The 17,561-nt window shown below is 61.8% G+C and carries 16 protein-coding genes; 15 read left to right on the top strand and 1 reads right to left on the bottom strand.

All coding sequences use genetic code 11. The features are described 5' to 3' along the window. The first annotated feature begins 14 nt into the window (after window positions 1-14). The 15 genes from KEC16_RS00080 (at window position 15) to KEC16_RS00010 (ending at window position 16,762) form a co-directional block, all read left to right on the top strand. Entirely contained in the window at window positions 15-1,997 is a 1,983-nt protein-coding gene (locus KEC16_RS00080; protein ID WP_211545625.1) for an ATP-binding protein, read from the top strand. 165 nt (window positions 1,998-2,162) lie between these two features. Further along, window positions 2,163-3,707, top strand: coding sequence for a 2-isopropylmalate synthase (locus KEC16_RS00075; RefSeq protein WP_211545624.1), 1,545 nt, complete (start codon window positions 2,163-2,165; stop codon window positions 3,705-3,707). Window positions 3,708-3,757: 50 nt separating this feature from the next. Continuing rightward, a complete protein-coding gene (locus tag KEC16_RS00070) occupies window positions 3,758-4,798 on the top strand; it encodes a rod shape-determining protein (RefSeq protein ID WP_024078694.1) in 1,041 nt (346 codons plus the stop codon). An 88-nt stretch (window positions 4,799-4,886) separates the two neighbouring features. Further along, window positions 4,887-5,774, top strand: a complete 888-nt coding sequence (gene mreC, locus KEC16_RS00065) for a rod shape-determining protein MreC (protein ID WP_211545623.1) — start codon at window positions 4,887-4,889, stop codon at window positions 5,772-5,774. Next, window positions 5,771-6,286: a rod shape-determining protein MreD gene (gene mreD, locus KEC16_RS00060; RefSeq protein ID WP_211545622.1), complete on the top strand. Its 516-nt coding sequence runs from the start codon at window positions 5,771-5,773 to the stop codon at window positions 6,284-6,286. Before mreC ends, mreD begins: the two co-directional genes overlap by 4 nt. A gap of 6 nt (window positions 6,287-6,292) precedes the next feature. Further along, window positions 6,293-8,158: a penicillin-binding protein 2 gene (gene mrdA / locus KEC16_RS00055; protein WP_211545621.1), complete on the top strand. Its 1,866-nt coding sequence runs from the start codon at window positions 6,293-6,295 to the stop codon at window positions 8,156-8,158. Continuing rightward, window positions 8,158-9,321 carry a rod shape-determining protein RodA gene (gene rodA, locus KEC16_RS00050; RefSeq protein ID WP_211545620.1) on the top strand — a complete coding sequence of 388 codons (1,164 nt, stop codon included), beginning with the start codon at window positions 8,158-8,160 and terminating at the stop codon, window positions 9,319-9,321. Before mrdA ends, rodA begins: the two co-directional genes overlap by 1 nt. Before the next feature lie 221 nt (window positions 9,322-9,542). After that, window positions 9,543-10,814 carry an imelysin family protein gene (locus KEC16_RS00045; RefSeq protein ID WP_211545619.1) on the top strand — a complete coding sequence of 424 codons (1,272 nt, stop codon included), beginning with the start codon at window positions 9,543-9,545 and terminating at the stop codon, window positions 10,812-10,814. A 66-nt stretch (window positions 10,815-10,880) separates the two neighbouring features. Then, on the top strand, window positions 10,881-12,314 hold the full coding sequence (locus tag KEC16_RS00040) for a di-heme oxidoreductase family protein (protein ID WP_211545618.1): 1,434 nt from the start codon (window positions 10,881-10,883) through the stop codon (window positions 12,312-12,314). An 11-nt stretch (window positions 12,315-12,325) separates the two neighbouring features. Continuing rightward, window positions 12,326-13,402: an imelysin family protein gene (locus KEC16_RS00035; protein ID WP_211545617.1), complete on the top strand. Its 1,077-nt coding sequence runs from the start codon at window positions 12,326-12,328 to the stop codon at window positions 13,400-13,402. Continuing rightward, window positions 13,383-14,498, top strand: coding sequence for a DUF1513 domain-containing protein (locus KEC16_RS00030; protein ID WP_211545616.1), 1,116 nt, complete (start codon window positions 13,383-13,385; stop codon window positions 14,496-14,498). The genes KEC16_RS00035 and KEC16_RS00030 overlap by 20 nt, the downstream gene beginning before the upstream one ends. A gap of 29 nt (window positions 14,499-14,527) precedes the next feature. Then, on the top strand, window positions 14,528-15,214 hold the full coding sequence (gene exbB, locus KEC16_RS00025; protein ID WP_211545615.1) for a tonB-system energizer ExbB: 687 nt from the start codon (window positions 14,528-14,530) through the stop codon (window positions 15,212-15,214). Further along, entirely contained in the window at window positions 15,211-15,633 is a 423-nt protein-coding gene (gene exbD, locus KEC16_RS00020; RefSeq protein WP_211545614.1) for a TonB system transport protein ExbD, read from the top strand. Before exbB ends, exbD begins: the two co-directional genes overlap by 4 nt. A 54-nt stretch (window positions 15,634-15,687) precedes the next feature. Then, window positions 15,688-16,116, top strand: a complete 429-nt coding sequence (locus tag KEC16_RS00015) for a MarR family winged helix-turn-helix transcriptional regulator (protein WP_211545613.1) — start codon at window positions 15,688-15,690, stop codon at window positions 16,114-16,116. Between the two features lie 109 nt (window positions 16,117-16,225). After that, the gene (locus KEC16_RS00010) at window positions 16,226-16,762 is read left to right on the top strand and encodes a VOC family protein (RefSeq protein WP_249208596.1); all 537 of its coding nucleotides are present in this window, start codon (window positions 16,226-16,228) and stop codon (window positions 16,760-16,762) included. Window positions 16,763-16,766: 4 nt separating this feature from the next. On the opposite strand, the gene KEC16_RS00005 is transcribed toward KEC16_RS00010, so the two are convergent. Further along, window positions 16,767-17,423: a Crp/Fnr family transcriptional regulator gene (locus KEC16_RS00005; RefSeq protein WP_211545611.1), complete on the bottom strand. Its 657-nt coding sequence runs from the start codon at window positions 17,421-17,423 to the stop codon at window positions 16,767-16,769. Window positions 17,424-17,561 lie beyond the last annotated feature (138 nt).

The raw sequence follows: 17,561 nt of genomic DNA, 5'->3' as shown, positions 1-17,561 counted from the left end.
GGGACCTGAACGCCATGCTGGCGACACGAGGAACGGATTGGATCTGGGCGCTCATCCTGATGGCCTTGGCCGTGCTGATGGCGACGTGGGATATCGTGTCGATGGCGGGCAACCGCCGAGCCGAGGCCGAAGAACGCCTTGACGCCCTGGCCCGCGTGGTCGAGGCCCGAACCAACCATACGCTGCAATCCATCAATGCCCTGCTGCGCGACGCCGACGCCGAATTGGACATGTCCCTCCCCCCCGGTGACCAGACCTACCATCGCTATCTGACCACCCGCGCCCGCTTTGAACCGCACGCCCTGACCATTACCGTGGTCACCCTTGACGGTAACATCGTCCATTCCACCAACCCGGTCCTGGTGGGGCAAAATGTGGGTGAGCGTTCCTATCTTCGTTATTTCCAAACCCATCCCCAAGCCAACGATTTGTTTGTCGCCGAGCCGGTCATCAGCCTGCTGCAACGCACGGTCATATTTGCCGCTCTGCCGTCTCGCGACGACAGCGGCAAATTACGCGCGATCATGGTCACTGCGCTGGCGCCTTCGCTGTTTTCCGACATTGTCGAAGCCGCCTTGCCTTCGGAACCCAGTGGGGCGATTTCCGTCACCAACAGCGATCACACCATTTTGGCGCGCGCCCCCAGCACCGATAACAGCCCCATCGGCCGTTCCCTGGCCAAGGTGCCGCTGCGACTGGCACACCTTGCCACCGGGAAAGCCGCCAGCATTCAAGAAGGCCCTGGCGCCATTGATGGAATGACACGGATCATCGCCCTGCGCACCGTCGCGCCCTGGGGACTGATCATCGGCGTCAGCGCCACCCGCGATGACATCTTGCGGCCGATCTTGCCGCGGCTGATCGGTGACACATTCATCGTCATCCTGATTTCCGCCTTTGCCATCGCCCTGGTGCGCATGCGGGACAACCGCAAGCGCGGCCGCGAAATCGCCCAGGAGCAAGTCGCCAAGGCACGTGATTATTACATGCAAGTGCTTGACGAGATGCCCACGCTGGTGCGGCGCATGGACGATGCCGGCCAATGCCAATACGTCAACGCCACCTGGAGCACCATGACCGGCCAATCCCTCGCCGAGGCTCAGGGACAAGGCTGGCTGAGCGTCATCCATCCCGAGGACCGCGCCAATTTGGGCAATGTCGGCGAACATGATTATCGTCTGGTCTGCATTGACGGCGGCGATGCCTGGATTCACGAAGTCGCCCGCCCCTTGCGCGATCCCGACGGAACCCTGATGGGGTTGCTGGCCTCGGGGATCGACATCACCGAAGCACGCCATTTTCAAGAGAAACTGCAACAATCCAACGCCGAGCTGGAACAATTCGCCTATGTGGCCAGCCACGACATGCGCGAGCCGTTGCGTATGATCAACAGCTATATGGGCTTGATCGAACGGCGCATGGGCACTGATTTAAGTACGGAAATCAAGGAATTCATCGCCTTTGCCCGCGATGGCGCCGAGCGCATGGACCGGCTGATCCAAGACCTGTTGCAATATTCCCGCATCGGCCGCCTGTCGGCGCCCAAGGCGATGATCGATCTGAACGTATGTCTGGCCAAGGCGCAGAACATGTTGGGGCTGGCCATGACGGAGCAAAGCGCCACCGTTTCCGCCTGCGAACTGCCGACCCTGTTCGCCAGTTCCGACGATATGGTGCGTTTGTTCCAAAACCTCATCGCCAACGCCATCAAATACCATCAACCCGGCCTCCCCCCTCGGGTGGTGATCGACGCCCGCCGCCAGACCGGCGCCTGGTGCATTTCGGTGTCGGACAACGGCATCGGCATCAGTCGCGATTTCTTTGACCGTATCTTCCGCATCTTCCAACGGCTGCACGGACGCGACGAACATGGCGGCGGTTCGGGCATCGGCTTGTCCATCTGCAAGAAAATCGTCGAAAGTCATGGCGGCCACATCTGGGTTGATTCCCCCGGCCCCAATCAAGGCTCGGTCTTCTGTTTTACCCTGCCTGCGTGACAGATAGTGTGTTGACAAGGGCGGCTAACTTGGACTTCCTATAGCCGCGATGCGATAACCACGCCACAATTTGGCCATTTTCGCGTTCCAAACACACCTTCCCGTGACCGAATGCCCTTCCCGGGTCTGCGCCAGCGGGGCGGGACTCTTAATTTGGGCAGGTCCATGGACAACAACCGCGTCATCATTTTCGACACCACTTTGCGCGACGGCGAACAATCTCCCGGCGCCTCGATGAATCTCGAGGAAAAGGTCAAGATCGCCCTGTTGCTGGAAGAAATGGGCGTCGATGTGATCGAAGCCGGCTTCCCCATCGCCAGCACCGGCGATTTCGAAGCGGTGCAGGCGGTGGCCAAGGTGGTGAAGAATTCCACCATCGCCGGCTTGGCCCGCGCCACCAAGGGCGATATCGAACGCTGCGCCGAGGCGGTCAAGCTGGCCCCCCGCCATCGCATCCACACCTTTATTTCCACCAGCCCGCTGCACATGAAGCACAAGCTGCAAATGGAACCCGAACGCGTGCTGGAAAAAGTGCGCGAATCGGTGGCCTTTGCCCGCAATCTGGTCGAAGACGTCGAATGGTCGGCCGAGGACGGCTCGCGCACCGAGCATGATTTCCTGTGCCGCTGCGTCGAGGCCGCCATTGACGCCGGCGCCCGCACCATTAACATTCCCGATACCGTCGGCTATGCCGTGCCGGATGAATACGCCGCGTTGATCGCCATGTTGGTCAACCGCGTCCCCAATATGGACAAGGCGATCTTGTCGGTGCATTGCCATAACGATCTGGGACTGGCGGTGGCCAATTCCCTGGCCGCGATCGCCACCGGCGCCCGCCAGATCGAATGCACCATCAACGGCCTGGGCGAACGCGCCGGCAACGCCGCCATGGAAGAAATCGTCATGGCGCTGCGCACCCGCCATGACCTGATGCCCTTCACCACCGGCATCAAGACCGAAAACATCACCCGCGCTTCGCGGCTGGTGTCGGCCATTACCGGCTTCGTCGTCCAGCCCAACAAGGCGATCGTCGGCAAGAATGCCTTCGCCCACGAATCCGGCATCCATCAGGACGGTATGCTGAAATGCGCCCAGACCTACGAGATCATGACCCCCGAATCGGTGGGTCTGAACCGTTCCAGTCTGGTCATGGGCAAGCATTCCGGCCGCGCCGCCTTCAAGGACAAGCTCAAGCAGATGGGCTATGACCTGGGCGACAACGCCATCGAAGACGCCTTTGCCCGTTTCAAGGACGTGGCCGACCGCAAGAAAGAAGTTTTCGACGAAGACATCATCGCGCTGGTGGATGAAGCGGTATTCCGCGATAATGAGCGTATCCGCTTCCGCGGCCTCGAAGTTCTGTGTGGCACTCGCCACAACCCGCCGAAAGCGGAACTGGAACTGGAAATCGATGGTGAACTGAAAAGCGTCAAGTCCGTGGGCGATGGCCCCGTCGATGCGATCTTCAACGCCATCAAGGCATTGTGCCCGCACGAGGCCCGATTGCAGCTGTATCAGGTCCATGCGGTGACGCAGGGAACCGATGCCCAAGCTGAGGTCACCGTGCGGCTGGAAGAGGACGGAAAAACCGTCAACGGTCAGGGCGCCGACACCGATACCATGGTGGCTTCTGCTCGGGCTTATGTGAAGGCATTGAACAAACTTTTGACCAAACGTCAAAAAAGCGCTCCCGACGCCGTCACGCCCTGATATAAATCCGGGCGTCCAACGGCATTGTGTGATCAGTGAAGCGAGGGATTATGTTTCCGAACCTGACGGGCTGGTTTTCCGCCGACATGGCTATCGACCTTGGTACCGCCAACACCTTGGTCTATGTCAAAGGCCGCGGTATTGTTCTCAATGAGCCGTCCGTGGTGGCCATTGCCGAGGAAAAAGGCAAAAAGAAAGTTTTGGCCGTCGGTGACGAAGCCAAGATGATGCTGGGCCGCACCCCCGGCTACATCCAAGCCATCCGCCCGCTTCGCGACGGCGTCATCGCCGATTTCGAAGTGGCCGAGGAAATGATCAAGCATTTCATCCGCAAGGTGCACAACCGCCGCTCCTTCGCCAGCCCGCTGGTCATCGTCTGCGTGCCGTCGGGCTCCACCGCGGTGGAGCGCCGCGCCATTCAGGAATCGGCCGAATCAGCCGGCGCCCGCAAGGTGTTCCTGATCGAGGAACCCATGGCCGCCGCCATCGGCGCCGGCCTGCCGGTGACCGAACCGACCGGTTCCATGGTCGTCGATATCGGCGGCGGCACCACCGAAGTGGCGGTGTTGTCCCTGGGCGGCATCGTCTATTCCCGCTCGGTCCGCGTCGGCGGCGACAAGATGGACGAAGCCATCATCGCCTATATCCGCCGCAATCATAATCTGCTGATCGGCGAAGGGTCGTCCGAGCGCATCAAGAAGGAAATCGGCTCGGCCTGCCCGCCCGAGGACGGCGAAGGCCGGACCATGGAGATCAAGGGCCGCGACCTGATGAACGGCGTGCCCAAGGAACTGATCGTTTCCGAACGTCAAATCGCCGAATCCCTGGCCGAACCGGTTGGCGCCATCATCGAGGCCGTCAAGGTCGCGCTGGAACACACCGCCCCCGAACTGGCCGCCGATATCGTCGATAAGGGTATCGTGCTGACCGGCGGTGGCGCCTTGCTGTCCAACCTCGACTACGTGTTGCGTCACGCCACCGGCCTGCCGGTGTCCATCGCCGACGACCCGCTGTCCTGCGTCGCGCTTGGAACCGGCCGCGCCCTTGAAGAAATGCCCAAACTGAAAAACGTGCTGTCAAGCATGTACTAGTTTTTGGTCATCAACATGTAGTAGTCTGATCTGAATCTGGCCGCCGGCTCATCCGGCGGCCCGGTTTCAGGCGACGGAGGGGTATCTCGTGAAGCAGTCCGGTGCGGTCGGGCGCCTGGCAACGTTGCGGCTGATGGCCCAGCGTTTTGCTTTCGTCTCTTTGGTCGTCGCCGCCGTCGCCCTGATGATCCTGGGCAAGGCGGATATCATTTTGATCGAGCGGACCCGCACCGCCGTCGCCGACGCCGTCGCCCCCATCCTTGACGCCCTGTCCCGCCCGGCGACCACCATCGCCGAATTTTCCGAAAGCATCCGCGAGCTGGCCTCGTTGCGAGCTGAAAATGCCCGGCTGAAACAAGAAAACCTGCGCCTGCAACATTGGCAGACCGTGGCCCGGCGGCTGGATACCGAAAATTCCGTACTGCACGAACAGCTGAACGTGGTCGGAGACCCTGATTCGGCTTTCATCACCGCCCGCGTCATCGGTGACCTGGGCTCTGCCTTTGGCCATTCCATGCTGTTGAATTCCGGCAGCCGCGACGGCGTGCGCAAGGGCCAAGCGGTGCTGTCGGGCGAAGCCCTGATCGGCTATATCGCCGAAGTGGGGGATCGGTCGTCGCGGTTGCTGTTGCTGACCGACATCAGCGCAAAAATCCCGGTGGTGGTGGAAAGCTCACGCACACGGGCCATTCTCAGCGGCGACAACAAGTCACGGCCCAAGCTGAATTATGTCGCCGGCAGCCCATCCATTTCCGTCGGCGACCGCGTCGTCACCGCCGCGTCCGGCGCCGCCTTTCCCCCTGGCCTGCCCATTGGCGTCGTTGCCTCGGTGTCTGACGGCGTCATCCGGGTCGAGCCCTTCATTCACCGCCACGAACTGGAATTCGTCGCCATCGTCGATTTCGGCCTGGGCGGCATCCTGCCTTTTGAAAAGCCGGCCATGCCGGAACGCCGGCGTCGCGGAGCCGACAATTGAGAGCCTCGCTCTGGGTGCGCATGGACACCTGGGTGCGCCATATGGTTCCGGTCGGCGTCACCTTCGCGTTGTTGCTGTTGACCGCCATCCCCACCCACCTGCCCGCCCTTTCCGGTATCGTCCCCATGTTGCCGCTGATGGGGGTTTATTACTGGTCGATCTATCGGCCCGATTTGCTGCCCGCCTGGGTCGCCTTCGCCATCGGGCTGCTTTACGATATCATCGGCGGCACCCCCTTGGGGGTAAACGCCCTGGTGCTGTTGGTGGTTCAAGGCGTCGCCGCCGGCCAGCGCCGTTTTTTCCTCGGCAAATCGTTCCTGGTGGCTTGGTGGGCCTTTGGCCTGTTGGCCGCTGGCGCCGCCGGCGCGACCTGGCTGTTGGTGGTCATGTTGTATGGGCGCGCCCTTGATGCCAGCCCGGTGATTTTCGAATACTTGCTGACCATGGGGTTGTTCCCGTTGCTGACCTGGATTCTGGCGCGCACCCAGATGGCCTTTTTGAAAGAGGTCTAGCGGTAGATGTACCACGACAACGACCGCAGTAAATTGTTCAGCCGCCGGGCCTTGCTGCTGGCTGGCGGCAAGGGCACCTTGATCAGCGCCCTGATCGCCCGCATGTATTATCTGCAAGTGGTCGAAGCCGATCGCTATGCCATGCTGTCCGAGGAAAACCGCGTCTCCATGCGTCTGCTGGCGCCGCCGCGTGGTCTGATCTTGGATCGGGGCGGTATCGCCATGGCCGTCAACCAGCATAATTACCGGGTATTGGTGGTGTCGGAACAAGCGCCGTCCTTGGACTACACCTTGGACGCGTTGTCGCAGATCATCAGCCTGGGCGAACATGACCGCGCCCGCATCACCAAGGAAGCGCGGCGGCGGCGTTCCTTCGTGCCGATCACTGTGCGCGAAAACCTGTCTTGGGAAGAAGTCGCCCGTATCGAGGTCAATGCCCCCGATTTGCCCGGCGTGCTGATCGATGTCGGCCAAAGCCGCTTTTACCCACTGGAAAGCCTGGGCGCGCATATCTTGGGCTACGTTTCCGCCGTCTCGGAAAACGACCAGACCAACAATGACCCGCTTGAAGAATTGCCCGGTTTCCGCATCGGCAAGGCCGGGGTGGAAAAGATTTACGATATGGCGCTGCGCGGTCGGGGCGGCACCAGCCAAGAAGAAGTCAACGCCGTCGGCCGCGTCATGCGCGAGTTGGAACGACGCGAAGGCGAACCCGGCGTCGATCTGGCCCTGACCCTGGATCTGCGTTTGCAGGAATACGCGGCGCAACGCCTGGGCGACGAATCGGCGGCGGTGGTGGTCATGGACATCCATACCGGCGAAGTCATCGTCATGGCCTCGACCCCGTCCTTTGACCCTAACGCCTTCAATCGCGGGCTGACCCACGAGGAATGGAAGGAATTATCCACCAATCCACGGGCGCCGCTGCAAAACAAAGCCATTTCCGGCACCTTCGCCCCAGGTTCGACGTTCAAAATGGTGGTGGCCATCGCCGCCCTTGAAGCCGGCGCCATCAGCCCGGAACAGACGGTGCTGTGCCGAGGCCATACCGAATTGGGCAATATCAAATTCCACTGCTGGAAAAAAGGCGGCCACGGTTCGGTTGATCTCATCAACGCGATGAAAGGCTCGTGCGACGTCTATTTCTATGAAGTCGCCCGCCGCGTCGGCTTCGACAAGGTGGCGGAAGTCGCCAACCGCATGGGGCTGGGCGTCCCGACCGGGATCGACCTGCCCAATGAACGGTCGGGCCTGATGCCCAATCGCGCCTGGAAAAGAAAAGCGTTGGGGCAACCTTGGCATCCCGGCGAAACCCTGATCAACGGCATCGGCCAAGGCTATTGTCTGGCGACGCCGCTGCAATTGGCGGTGATGACGGCACGCATCGCCAATGGCGGCCGCCAAGTGGTGCCACATGTGGCCCGTGATCTGATCACCGACAAAGATGCGGTTCCCCGTCCCGCCCCCAATTGGCCGTCTTGCGGCGTGTCCCAACGCAGCTTGACCTTGGTGCGCAAGGGCATGAACGCGGTATCGAACGAACCCGGCGGCACCGCTTATCGGGCTCGCATCGATCAAGAAGGCATGTGGCTGTCGGGGAAAACCGGCACCGCCCAGGTTCGCCGCATCACCATGCGCGAACGCGAAACCGGGGTGAAAAAGAACGACGAATTGCCGTGGAAGGAACGCGACCACGCGCTCTTCGTCGCCTATGCCCCCGAAGACGCGCCGCGTTTTTCCATCGCCGTGGTGGTCGAACATGGCGGCGGCGGCTCTGCCGTCGCCGCCCCCATCGCCCGCGATATCATGCTAGAAGTGCAAAAGCGCGAACGCGCCCGTGTCGCCGAGATGGACCGGAAAGGACAAGGGTGATGCTGCGCCCCACCCCCCGGCTGTCCAGCCGGTTAAATCGCACCGAAATGGGCTGGCGGGAAAAGATCTGGCAGATCAACTGGTCGCTGATCGCCATCCTGACCGCCATATCTTCTGTCGGTTTCCTGACGCTGTATTCCGCCGCCAAGGGCTCGCTTGAGCCGTGGGCGGTCAAGCAGATGATCCGTTTCGCCATGGGCATCGGCATCATGATCGCCGTCGCCATCGTCGATCTGCGCTTTTGGATGCGTCATGCCTATGGGCTTTACGCCATTTCCATCATCTTGCTGGTGGCCGTCGAGCTGAAGGGCACCATCGGCATGGGGGCGCAACGCTGGATCGACCTTGGCTTCATTCAGATCCAACCGTCTGAAATCATGAAGATCGCCATGATATTGACCTTGTCGCGCTATTTTCATGGCGCCTCGGTGCAAGATGTCGGCCGCCCCACCTTCCTTATTCCGCCGCTGCTGCTGGTCTTGCTGCCGGTGGCCCTGGTGATGAAACAACCTGATCTGGGCACCGCCATGATGGTGCTGATGAGTTCGGGGGCGATCTTTTTCATGGCCGGGGTGCGGCTGTGGAAATTCGGATTGCTGCTGGCGGCCGGCTTGGGGGCCATCCCGGTGGCATGGCAATTCCTGCACGATTACCAGAAAAAGCGCGTCATCATTTTCATGAATCCCGACCAGGATCCGCTGGGGGCCGGCTATCACATCACGCAGTCCAAAATCGCCCTGGGCTCGGGCGGCTTGTTCGGCAAGGGCTTCATGAACGGCACCCAGTCGGGTCTTAATTTCTTACCGGAAAAGCAAACCGACTTCATCTTCACCATGTATGGCGAGGAATGGGGATTGTTCGGCGGCTTGTTCCTGTTGGGCCTTTACGTGCTGCTGACCGCCTTCGGCTACGCCATCGCGCTGCGCTGCCGTTCGCAATTCGGCCGCTTGGTCGCCCTGGGCATCACCACCACCTTCTTCCTCTACTTCTTCATCAACACCGCCATGGTCATGGGGCTGGTGCCGGTGGTCGGCGTGCCGCTGCCGCTGATTTCCTATGGCGGCACCGCCATGCTGTCGTTGCTGTTCGGCTGGGGATTGGTGATGAGCGCCTATATCCATCGCGACCTGCCCATCGGCCGGCGCGGCGGTCTTGACGACTGATCGCGCGTCCCGGCGATCGGAACTCGGGGGGATTTGGCCAGGCCCAAGGGGCCGTGCGGCGCTGGCACTTTCGCCCGAAGATACTCATCCCTGCGGTTAATATGAAACCATAAAGACGCAAATGCGGGATATTTTTGATACTGATTATCAACAGCATTGAAATCAATTCGCACTTGCGCAATCATGCCCCTCCTTTTCTTGTGGAAAGCGGGGTCTCTCACATGAAGCGTTATATTCTGGTTGCTGCCTCGGCGGCGTTGATGCTGGGCGCCGGGCAAGCCGCCGCCGCCGGCATCGACAAAAAGGCGGTGCTGGCCACCTATGCCGATATTGCCCATGCCAATTACGAAGATTCGCTGATCGCGGCGAAGAATCTCAAGGTGGCGGTTGACGCCTTGGTCGCAGCTCCCGGCACTGAAACCCTGAAGGCCGCCAAGACCGCCTGGGTTGCCGCTCGAATCCCCTATCAGCAAAGCGAGGCGTTCCGCTTCGGAAATGCCGCCGTCGATGAATGGGAAGGCAAGGTCAATGCCTGGCCTCTGGATGAAGGCCTGATCGATTACGTCAATGCCGACACCTATGGCACCGAATCGGGCGAAAACCCGCTTTATACCGCCAATATCATTGCCCACAGCAAGATCAAGATCGGCGGCAAGCCGGTCAATGCCAGCAAGATCAGCAAGAAGCTGCTGGCCGGCCTGCACGAGGCCGGGGGCGTCGAAGCCAATGTCACCACCGGCTATCACGCCATCGAATTCATGCTGTGGGGCCAAGATGTCAACGGCACCGGTCCGGGCGCCGGCAACCGTCCGGCCAGCGATTTCGACACCAAGAATTGCACCGGCGGCAATTGCGATCGTCGCGCAGCCTATCTGGTCACCGCCACCGACCTGCTGATCGACGACCTCAAGACCATGGTCGATGGCTGGGGAGCCAAAGGCAAGATCCGCGCCAAGCTGCTTAAGGGCAAGCCTGATGCCGGCATCGCCACCATCGTCACCGGTCTGGGCAGCCTGTCCTATGGCGAACTGGCGGGCGAGCGCATGAAGCTGGGCCTGATGCTGCACGACCCCGAGGAAGAGCACGATTGCTTCTCGGACAACACTCACAATTCACATTTCTACGATGCCAAGGGCATTCAGAACGTCTATCTTGGCCGCTATACCCGCATCGACGGCAGTGACGTCAAAGGTCCCAGCCTTTCCGATCTGATTGCCGCCAAGGATGTCGGCCTGGATGCCGAAATGAAGACCAAGCTGGATGCCACCATGGCCGCCATGGGCGTTTTGGTGCAAACGGCGGAAGGCGGCGAGGCCTACGACCAGATGATCGGCGCTGAAAATGCCGCCGGCAACACCAAGGTGCAGACCGCCATCGATTCCTTGGTGGCGCAAACCCGTTCGCTGGAAAAGGCAGTGGCGGTGCTGGCCCTGGGCGAGGTCAAGTTTGAAGGTTCGGCCAGCTTGGACAACCCGTCCAGCATCGGCAAGTAAGCACACACCATTAAACGGGGTCGCCTGGGCGGCCCCGTTCTTCTTATTTTAGCAAGGGGTGAAGAAATGCGGGTGATGATCGTTTCGCTGCTGGCCGGCCTATCCATGGCCGGAACCGCCATGGCCGCCGGTGAAACATTGGAACCCGGCGAAGAAATGCCCGGCGGGGCCGCCACTCACACCAAGGCGTTCAACCGCGACGCATTTTCCCATTTCTCCGCCAATATGAGTTTCGCCAAGGAAATGGATTTCAAGGTCGGGAACGGCTTTTTCCGCCGCCTGTGGGTGACGGCGCCATCCTCGACCAAGGCCGCCGACGGCTTGGGGCCGCTGTTCAACGCCCGCGCCTGCCAGAACTGCCACATCAAGGATGGACGCGGCCACCCGCCGGAAAGCGGCGAGGAAGGCGTCTCCATGTTCCTGCGCCTGTCCATCCCAGCGCAGACCGATGAGCAAAAGGCCGCCATCGCCCAAGGCCGCGCCAATATCGTCCCCGAGCCCACCTATGGCGGCCAATTGCAGAATTTCGCCATTGCCGGCCACGCCGCCGAAGGCCGCATGAATATCCGCTATGACCAAGTGCCGATGACCCTGGGCGGCGGGGAAAAGGTGTCGTTGCGCAAACCCACCTACAGCATCAGCGATCTGGGCTATGGCCCCTTGCACCCCGACGCCTTGCTGTCGCCGCGTGTCGCTCCGCCGATGATCGGTCTGGGGCTGCTGGAAGCCATCGCCGAGGAAACCTTGCTGGCTCAAGCCGATCCCGACGACAAGGACGGTGACGGGATTTCCGGCCGCGCCAAGATGATCTGGAGCCAAGAAGACGGCAAACTGATGCTGGGCCGCTTTGGCTGGAAGGGGGGCAACCCCACCGTCAAACAGCAAAGCGCCGACGCCTTCAATGGCGATATCGGGTTGTCCAACCCGCTGTTCCCGGCCAATTCAGGTGATTGCACCTCGGCGCAACAGGCCTGCCTGGATGCCCCTCATGGCGGCGATGCGCAATATGGCGGCTTTGAAGTGCCCGCCAATGTGCTGGACCTGGTCAGTTTCTATTCGCGCAATCTGGCGGTGCCCAAGCGCCGCGACGCCGGCAATGCCGAAGTGCTGCACGGGAAACAGGTGTTCCATGAAAGTGGCTGCGCCAGTTGTCATACCCCGACCTATAAAACCGCCCAGCGCGCCGATCTGCCCGAACAATCCGAGCAGGTGATCTGGCCCTACACTGATTTGTTGCTGCACGACATGGGCGACGGTCTCGCCGATGGCCGCCCCGAGGGCATGGCCAGTGGATCGGAATGGAAAACGCCGCCGCTGTGGGGCATCGGTCTGACCCATGTGGTCAACGGCCATACCCAATTGCTGCATGACGGCCGCGCCCGCAGCGTGTTGGAGGCCATTTTGTGGCATGGCGGCGAGGCCCAGACGGCCCGCGACAAGGTCGTCGCCCTGCCCAAGGCCGACCGCGCCGCCCTGCTCCGCTTCGTCAACTCGCTGTAAGGATGATCCCCATGCGCTTTTGGTCTCTTCTTGGCCTTGGCTTGCTGGCGGCATCCCCCGCCCAAGCGGCACTGGATTATGCCGGTTTACTGACTTTGGCCGCCGATGGCCCGATCATCGCTTCGTATCAGGACTTCCAAAGCCAAACCGATGCATTGAAACAAAGCGTCGAAAGCTTCTGCGCCGCCCCTGATGCTGGCGGGCTGGAAGCGGCGCGCACCGCCTTTCACGCGACCACCGACAGTTGGCAACAGGTGCAGTGGATCGGCTATGGCCCGGTCGAAGCCTTTCATCGCGGCCAGCGGGTGCAATTTTGGCCGGACAAGAAAAATGCCGGTGATCGGCAGATGCTGGCGCTGCTCAAGGACCGCAAGGCCGACGCGGTGGACCCCAACCGCGTCGTCTTCGCCAGCGTCGCCATCCAAGGCCTGCCGGCGCTGGAAATGCTGTTGTTCGGTGACGGTCAAGCCGACAAGGTTCTGGCCGGCGGTGACGAAACCGCCTTGCGTTGCCGGCTGATCTCGGGCATCGCCCATAACCTGAACCGTATCGGCGGCGAATTGGTGCATGAATGGGCCAAGCCCGACGGTTTCACCGCATTGCTGAAAAATGCCGGCACCGGGGCCAATCCCTATGCCGACCATCGGCAGGCAGCCTCGCAGATGTTCAACGCCTTGCACGGCCAGCTTTCGGCCATCACAGAGGTCAAGTTGGCGCATCCTTTGGGCGCCGCCGCCGCCGAAGCCCGGCCCGGCCGTTCCGAAAACTGGCGTTCCAAACGCTCGGCCCGCAACATCGACATCAACTTGGAATCCATGCGCGCCGTCTTCGCCGCCAGCTTCGCCCCGATCCTGGCGGCCAATGGCAAAAGTGCCGCCGCCGACCGTTTCCTGGCGGCGCTGACCGAGGCGCAAGCCACCCTGCGCAAGCTGCCCGCACCGATGGAGGTGGCGATGACCGATCCCGAAGGGTGGAAACAGCTTGCCGGCGTCAAGGCCAAGATCAAGGCCGCCGCCCTGATTTTGGAAACCGATATCGCCAACGCTCTCGATCTACAGGTGGGCTTCAATGCGCTTGATGGAGATTAACCGCCGCTCGTTCCTGGCCGCCACCGCCGCCTTCAGCCTGGTGGCCGGAAAGGCGGTCCGGGCGCACCCCGGCAAGGAGCCGCTATGGCTGGCCGCCAATGCCGCCGCCGGCCGCCAATACGGCCTTGGCGCCTTCGACCGCAACGGCGATCAGGTGTTCGAGCTGCCGCTGCCCGGACGCGGCCACGGCATCGCCATCGCCCCCGATGGGCAAACCTGCGTCGCCGTGGCCCGCCGCCCCGGCACTTTCGCCGCGATCATCGACTTGGCCCAGGGGGAAGCCACGCACTGGCTCGAGGCCCCCGAAGGCCGCCATTTCCACGGTCACGGGGTGTTTTCCGCCGATGGCCAGCGTTTCTTTTCCGCCGAAAACGATTACGCCGAAGCCGTCGGCATCATCGGTATCTGGGCGGTCGAAGACAATTGGCGCCGCGTGGGCGAAATGTCGTCCTATGGCATCGAACCCCACGATATCCGCCTGCTGGCCGATGGTCACACCTTGGTGGTGGCCAATGGCGGCATCATCACCCACCCCGAAAGCGGTCGGGCTCGGCTGAACCTGGAGCGCATGGATTCGTCGCTGGTCTATATGGATAGCCGCGATGGCAGCCTGTTGGGGCAATGGCGCTTGCCGGCCGAATTACGGCTGTTATCCATGCGCCATTTCGCCGTCAACGCCAATGGTGACGTCGCCATCGGCATGCAGCATCAAAGCGATGACCAGACGCCGCCCATCGTCGCCTTGCACCGTTTCGGCCAAGAAATCCGTCTGCTGGAACTGCCCGCCCCGATGACCAAGACGGTGCGCAATTATTGCGGCAGCGTCGCCATGGCCGCCGATGGCCGCACCTTTGCCGCATCGTGTCCGCAAGGTTCGCTGGTGACGGTATGGGAAACCGCTTCCGGCCGCTTCCTGAAAGCGGTGTCGGTGGCCGATGGTTGTGGCGTCGCCGCCGGTCTTGGCGGCGACGACCTGATCATGACCAGCGGTCGGCGGGGCGTCTGGGACTGGTCGGCGGCCGGCGGCGCCCAAGCTTTGCCCGGCGCCTATGTCAATGAACGCAATTGGGACAACCACGCCATCCGGCTGGCCTAAGCCCCGGCCCGCTTTGGGGAGACCGAATCATGACACATCAACTTTCCCCCTGGATCATGTTCCTGCACGCCGATCTGGTGGTGCAATTGGTGATGGTCGGCCTTGCCCTGGCCTCGGTCGCCACCTGGACGGTATTGGTGGCCAAATCGTGGGAATTGCGCGCCGTTCGCCGCCGCATTGGCGCCGGTCAAGCCATTCTGGCCGGCGCCACCAGCCTGTACGACGCCAAGCGCGCCCTGACCCCAGACCACGGGCCGGTGACCGACCTCAGCGAAGCGGCGGCGGCCGAATTGCGTTTGTCGGCGGACATGCCGGCCGCGGGCATCAAGGAACGCACCGCCTCGCGTCTTGACGACGAATTGGCGCGACTGGCGCGCTCTCTTACCATCGGCACCGGCATTTTAGCCACCATCGGCGCCACCGCCCCGTTCATCGGCCTGTTCGGCACCGTCTGGGGCATCATGAACAGCTTCATCGGCATCGCCCACAGCCAGACCACCAATCTGGCGGTGGTCGCCCCCGGTATCGCCGAAGCCTTGCTGGCCACCGGCATGGGGCTGATCGCCGCCATTCCGGCGGTGGTGATCTATAACGCCTTCGCCCGCGCCATCACCGGCTTGCGCGCCCAAGCCGGGTTGGCGGCGGCGGAAATCAACCGCCTGGTCGGCCGCGACCTTGATCGCTTGGCCAAGCCCATGCGCCGAGCCGCCGAATGAGCGCCCGGCTGTCCCAATGGGGCGATGACCTGAGCGAACACCACGAGATCAACGTCACCCCGTTCATCGACGTCATCTTGGTGCTGTTGATCATCTTCATGGTGGCGGCGCCGCTGGCCACGGTGGATGTCCCCGTCGATCTGCCCGATTCGACCGCACAGCCGCTGACCAAGCCGGACAAGCCGGTCTTTGTCACCATCCGCGCCGATCAAAGCTTGGCGGTGGGCGAAAGCCCGACCGCCGAGGATGGACTGGGCGACGCCATCGACAGCATCGCCAACGGCGATAAGGAAACCCGCATCTTCCTTCGCGCGGACAAGACCGTCGCCTATGGTCGGTTGATGGCGGTGATGGATCTGTTGCGCAATGCCGGTTATCTGAAAGTCGGGCTGGTCGGGCTGGAAGCGGCACCGGGATAATATTCCGTCTCACCGGATCGCCCGTGCCCGGCTATGATTGGGCAAACAGCCGGAGTGCGCACCATTTTCAACCTGGAGAAATTCTTCCCCTATCGCCTGTCGGTCCTGAACGAACAGGTCAGCCGGTCGCTGGCCACGCTTTATTCCGACCGTTTCGGCCTGACGCCGCCGGAATGGCGCGCCATGGCGGTGTTGGCCGGCTTTCAGCCGCTCTCGGCCAACGCCATCTGTCAACGCACCACCATGGACAAAGTCCGGGTCACCCGCGCCATCGCCCGCATGATCGAAGCCGGACTGGTATCGCGTCAGGAAGATGCCCAGGACCGCCGCTTCGTCAGCTTGACCCTGACGGACAAGGGCATGGCCGTCTACGATCGGATCTTGCCGCTGGTACAGGCGCGCGAGGCCGAAATTCTGGCCACGCTCAGCCCCGATGAGATGCACGCCCTTGACGTTATTTTGCGCAAGCTGACCTGCCGCTGAAGCGATCAATTCGGCAGCCGCATGCGTCTTTTCTTGACGCTAGTTACAAATGAAACTAATCTGGCGGCAGTCAACGCAGGCCTTAATGGCCGCAGGGAGTGTTTCGTCCATGAAGCTTCAGCAGATTCACCACGTCGCCTATCGCTGCAACGATGCCAAGGAAACGGTGGAATTTTACCAACGCGTCCTCAAGATGGATTTCCTGGTGGCGATTTCCGAGGACAAGGTGCCATCGACCAAGGAACCCGATCCGTACATGCATCTGTTCCTTGATGCCGGGAACGGCAACATCTTGGCCTTTTTCGAAATCCCCAACTCGCCGCCCATGGGCTTTGATCCCAACACGCCGCGCTGGGTCCAGCACATCGCTTTCCAGTTGGAAAGCGTCGATGCGTTGATCCAAGCCAAGGCCGAGATCGAGGCGCACGGCCTGGAAGTCATCGGCCCCACCGATCATGGCATCATCAAGTCGATCTATTTCTTCGACCCCAACGGCCACCGGCTGGAACTGACCTGCGTCATCGGCACCCCGACACAGATGGCGGAGCTTAAGCAACTGGCCCCGGTGATGCTGGAAGAATGGTCCAAGGACAAGAAGGTGGTCACCCACGCCTCGTGGCTGCACGAAAACGAATTTTCGCAGTAAGCGGCTAAAGCCCGGTGGGATCGGTGATCGCCAAGACACCGTCGGGCGAGAACGATCCCACCAATCCGGCCTGCCGCAGGGCGGACATTTCGCGGCTGACGGTTTCCGGACGCAGGCCCAGATAATCGGCCATTTCGGCGATGCGCATGGGCAGATGCAATTCGCGTCCACCGCCCAGGCGGGAACACAATTCATTCAGCAGCGACCGCACCCGCTCGGCTGCGTTCATCCGGCCCAGGCGAACCTGCATGTCCAGGGCTTGCCCCACATTGCGGGCCAAGATGCCGTGCACATGGCGCTGCAAGGCGAGATCCTGGTCCAGCTCAGCCAGCGGAATCCGGCACAGACTGGCCCGGCCCAGCGCCGTAGCGGTACAATGGTGCCGCCCCTCGGCGGCAAAGCCCAGCATGTCGCCGGAAAAATGAAAGGACAGGATCTGGCGGCGATGGCCATCAAGGCTGCGGCTCAACATCACCGCACCGTGGCGAACGCCGAACAGGGCATCGGCCGCGTGTCCGGTCTGAAACAAGGTTTGCCCCGCCTCAATCCGAACATCACCGGCAATGGCCCGCAAATGACCCAAGGCCGATGGCGACAGGCAGGCGCACAATCCGCCATGCCCCATTATCGCCGCGCGGCAGGTATCCGACAAAGCAAGCATGGCGCACCTTGGGTAAAGCGCCCCCGGAACCGGCAGGCCGGCGCCGGGGGACACGATTTTACTTACTGACCGCCGCCCAACGAGTGGACGTAGACCGCCAGCATCTTGATGGTGGCCGCGTCCAGACGCTCGGACCAA

The sequence above is a fragment of the Magnetospirillum sulfuroxidans genome (assembly GCF_018224925.1).
GTDB lineage: Bacteria > Pseudomonadota > Alphaproteobacteria > Rhodospirillales > Magnetospirillaceae > Magnetospirillum > Magnetospirillum sulfuroxidans.
The sequence above is the reverse complement of the archived record's forward strand: the minus strand, read 5'-3'. Positions and strand labels throughout refer to the sequence as shown.

What these genes read in the sequence shown, in the direction of transcription:
- KEC16_RS00080 (WP_211545625.1), top strand. Translation starts at nt 15, where the DNA reads ATGCTGGCGACACGAGGAACGGATTGGATCTGGGCGCTCATCCTGATG.
- KEC16_RS00075 (WP_211545624.1), top strand. Translation starts at nt 2,163, where the DNA reads ATGGACAACAACCGCGTCATCATTTTCGACACCACTTTGCGCGACGGC.
- KEC16_RS00070 (WP_024078694.1), top strand. Translation starts at nt 3,758, where the DNA reads ATGTTTCCGAACCTGACGGGCTGGTTTTCCGCCGACATGGCTATCGAC.
- mrdA (WP_211545621.1), top strand. Translation starts at nt 6,293, where the DNA reads ATGTACCACGACAACGACCGCAGTAAATTGTTCAGCCGCCGGGCCTTG.
- rodA (WP_211545620.1), top strand. Translation starts at nt 8,158, where the DNA reads ATGCTGCGCCCCACCCCCCGGCTGTCCAGCCGGTTAAATCGCACCGAA.
- KEC16_RS00045 (WP_211545619.1), top strand. Translation starts at nt 9,543, where the DNA reads ATGAAGCGTTATATTCTGGTTGCTGCCTCGGCGGCGTTGATGCTGGGC.
- KEC16_RS00040 (WP_211545618.1), top strand. Translation starts at nt 10,881, where the DNA reads ATGCGGGTGATGATCGTTTCGCTGCTGGCCGGCCTATCCATGGCCGGA.
- KEC16_RS00035 (WP_211545617.1), top strand. Translation starts at nt 12,326, where the DNA reads ATGCGCTTTTGGTCTCTTCTTGGCCTTGGCTTGCTGGCGGCATCCCCC.
- KEC16_RS00030 (WP_211545616.1), top strand. Translation starts at nt 13,383, where the DNA reads ATGCGCTTGATGGAGATTAACCGCCGCTCGTTCCTGGCCGCCACCGCC.
- exbB (WP_211545615.1), top strand. Translation starts at nt 14,528, where the DNA reads ATGACACATCAACTTTCCCCCTGGATCATGTTCCTGCACGCCGATCTG.
- exbD (WP_211545614.1), top strand. Translation starts at nt 15,211, where the DNA reads ATGAGCGCCCGGCTGTCCCAATGGGGCGATGACCTGAGCGAACACCAC.
- KEC16_RS00010 (WP_249208596.1), top strand. Translation starts at nt 16,226, where the DNA reads ATGAAGCTTCAGCAGATTCACCACGTCGCCTATCGCTGCAACGATGCC.
- KEC16_RS00005 (WP_211545611.1), bottom strand. Translation starts at nt 17,423, where the DNA reads ATGCTTGCTTTGTCGGATACCTGCCGCGCGGCGATAATGGGGCATGGC.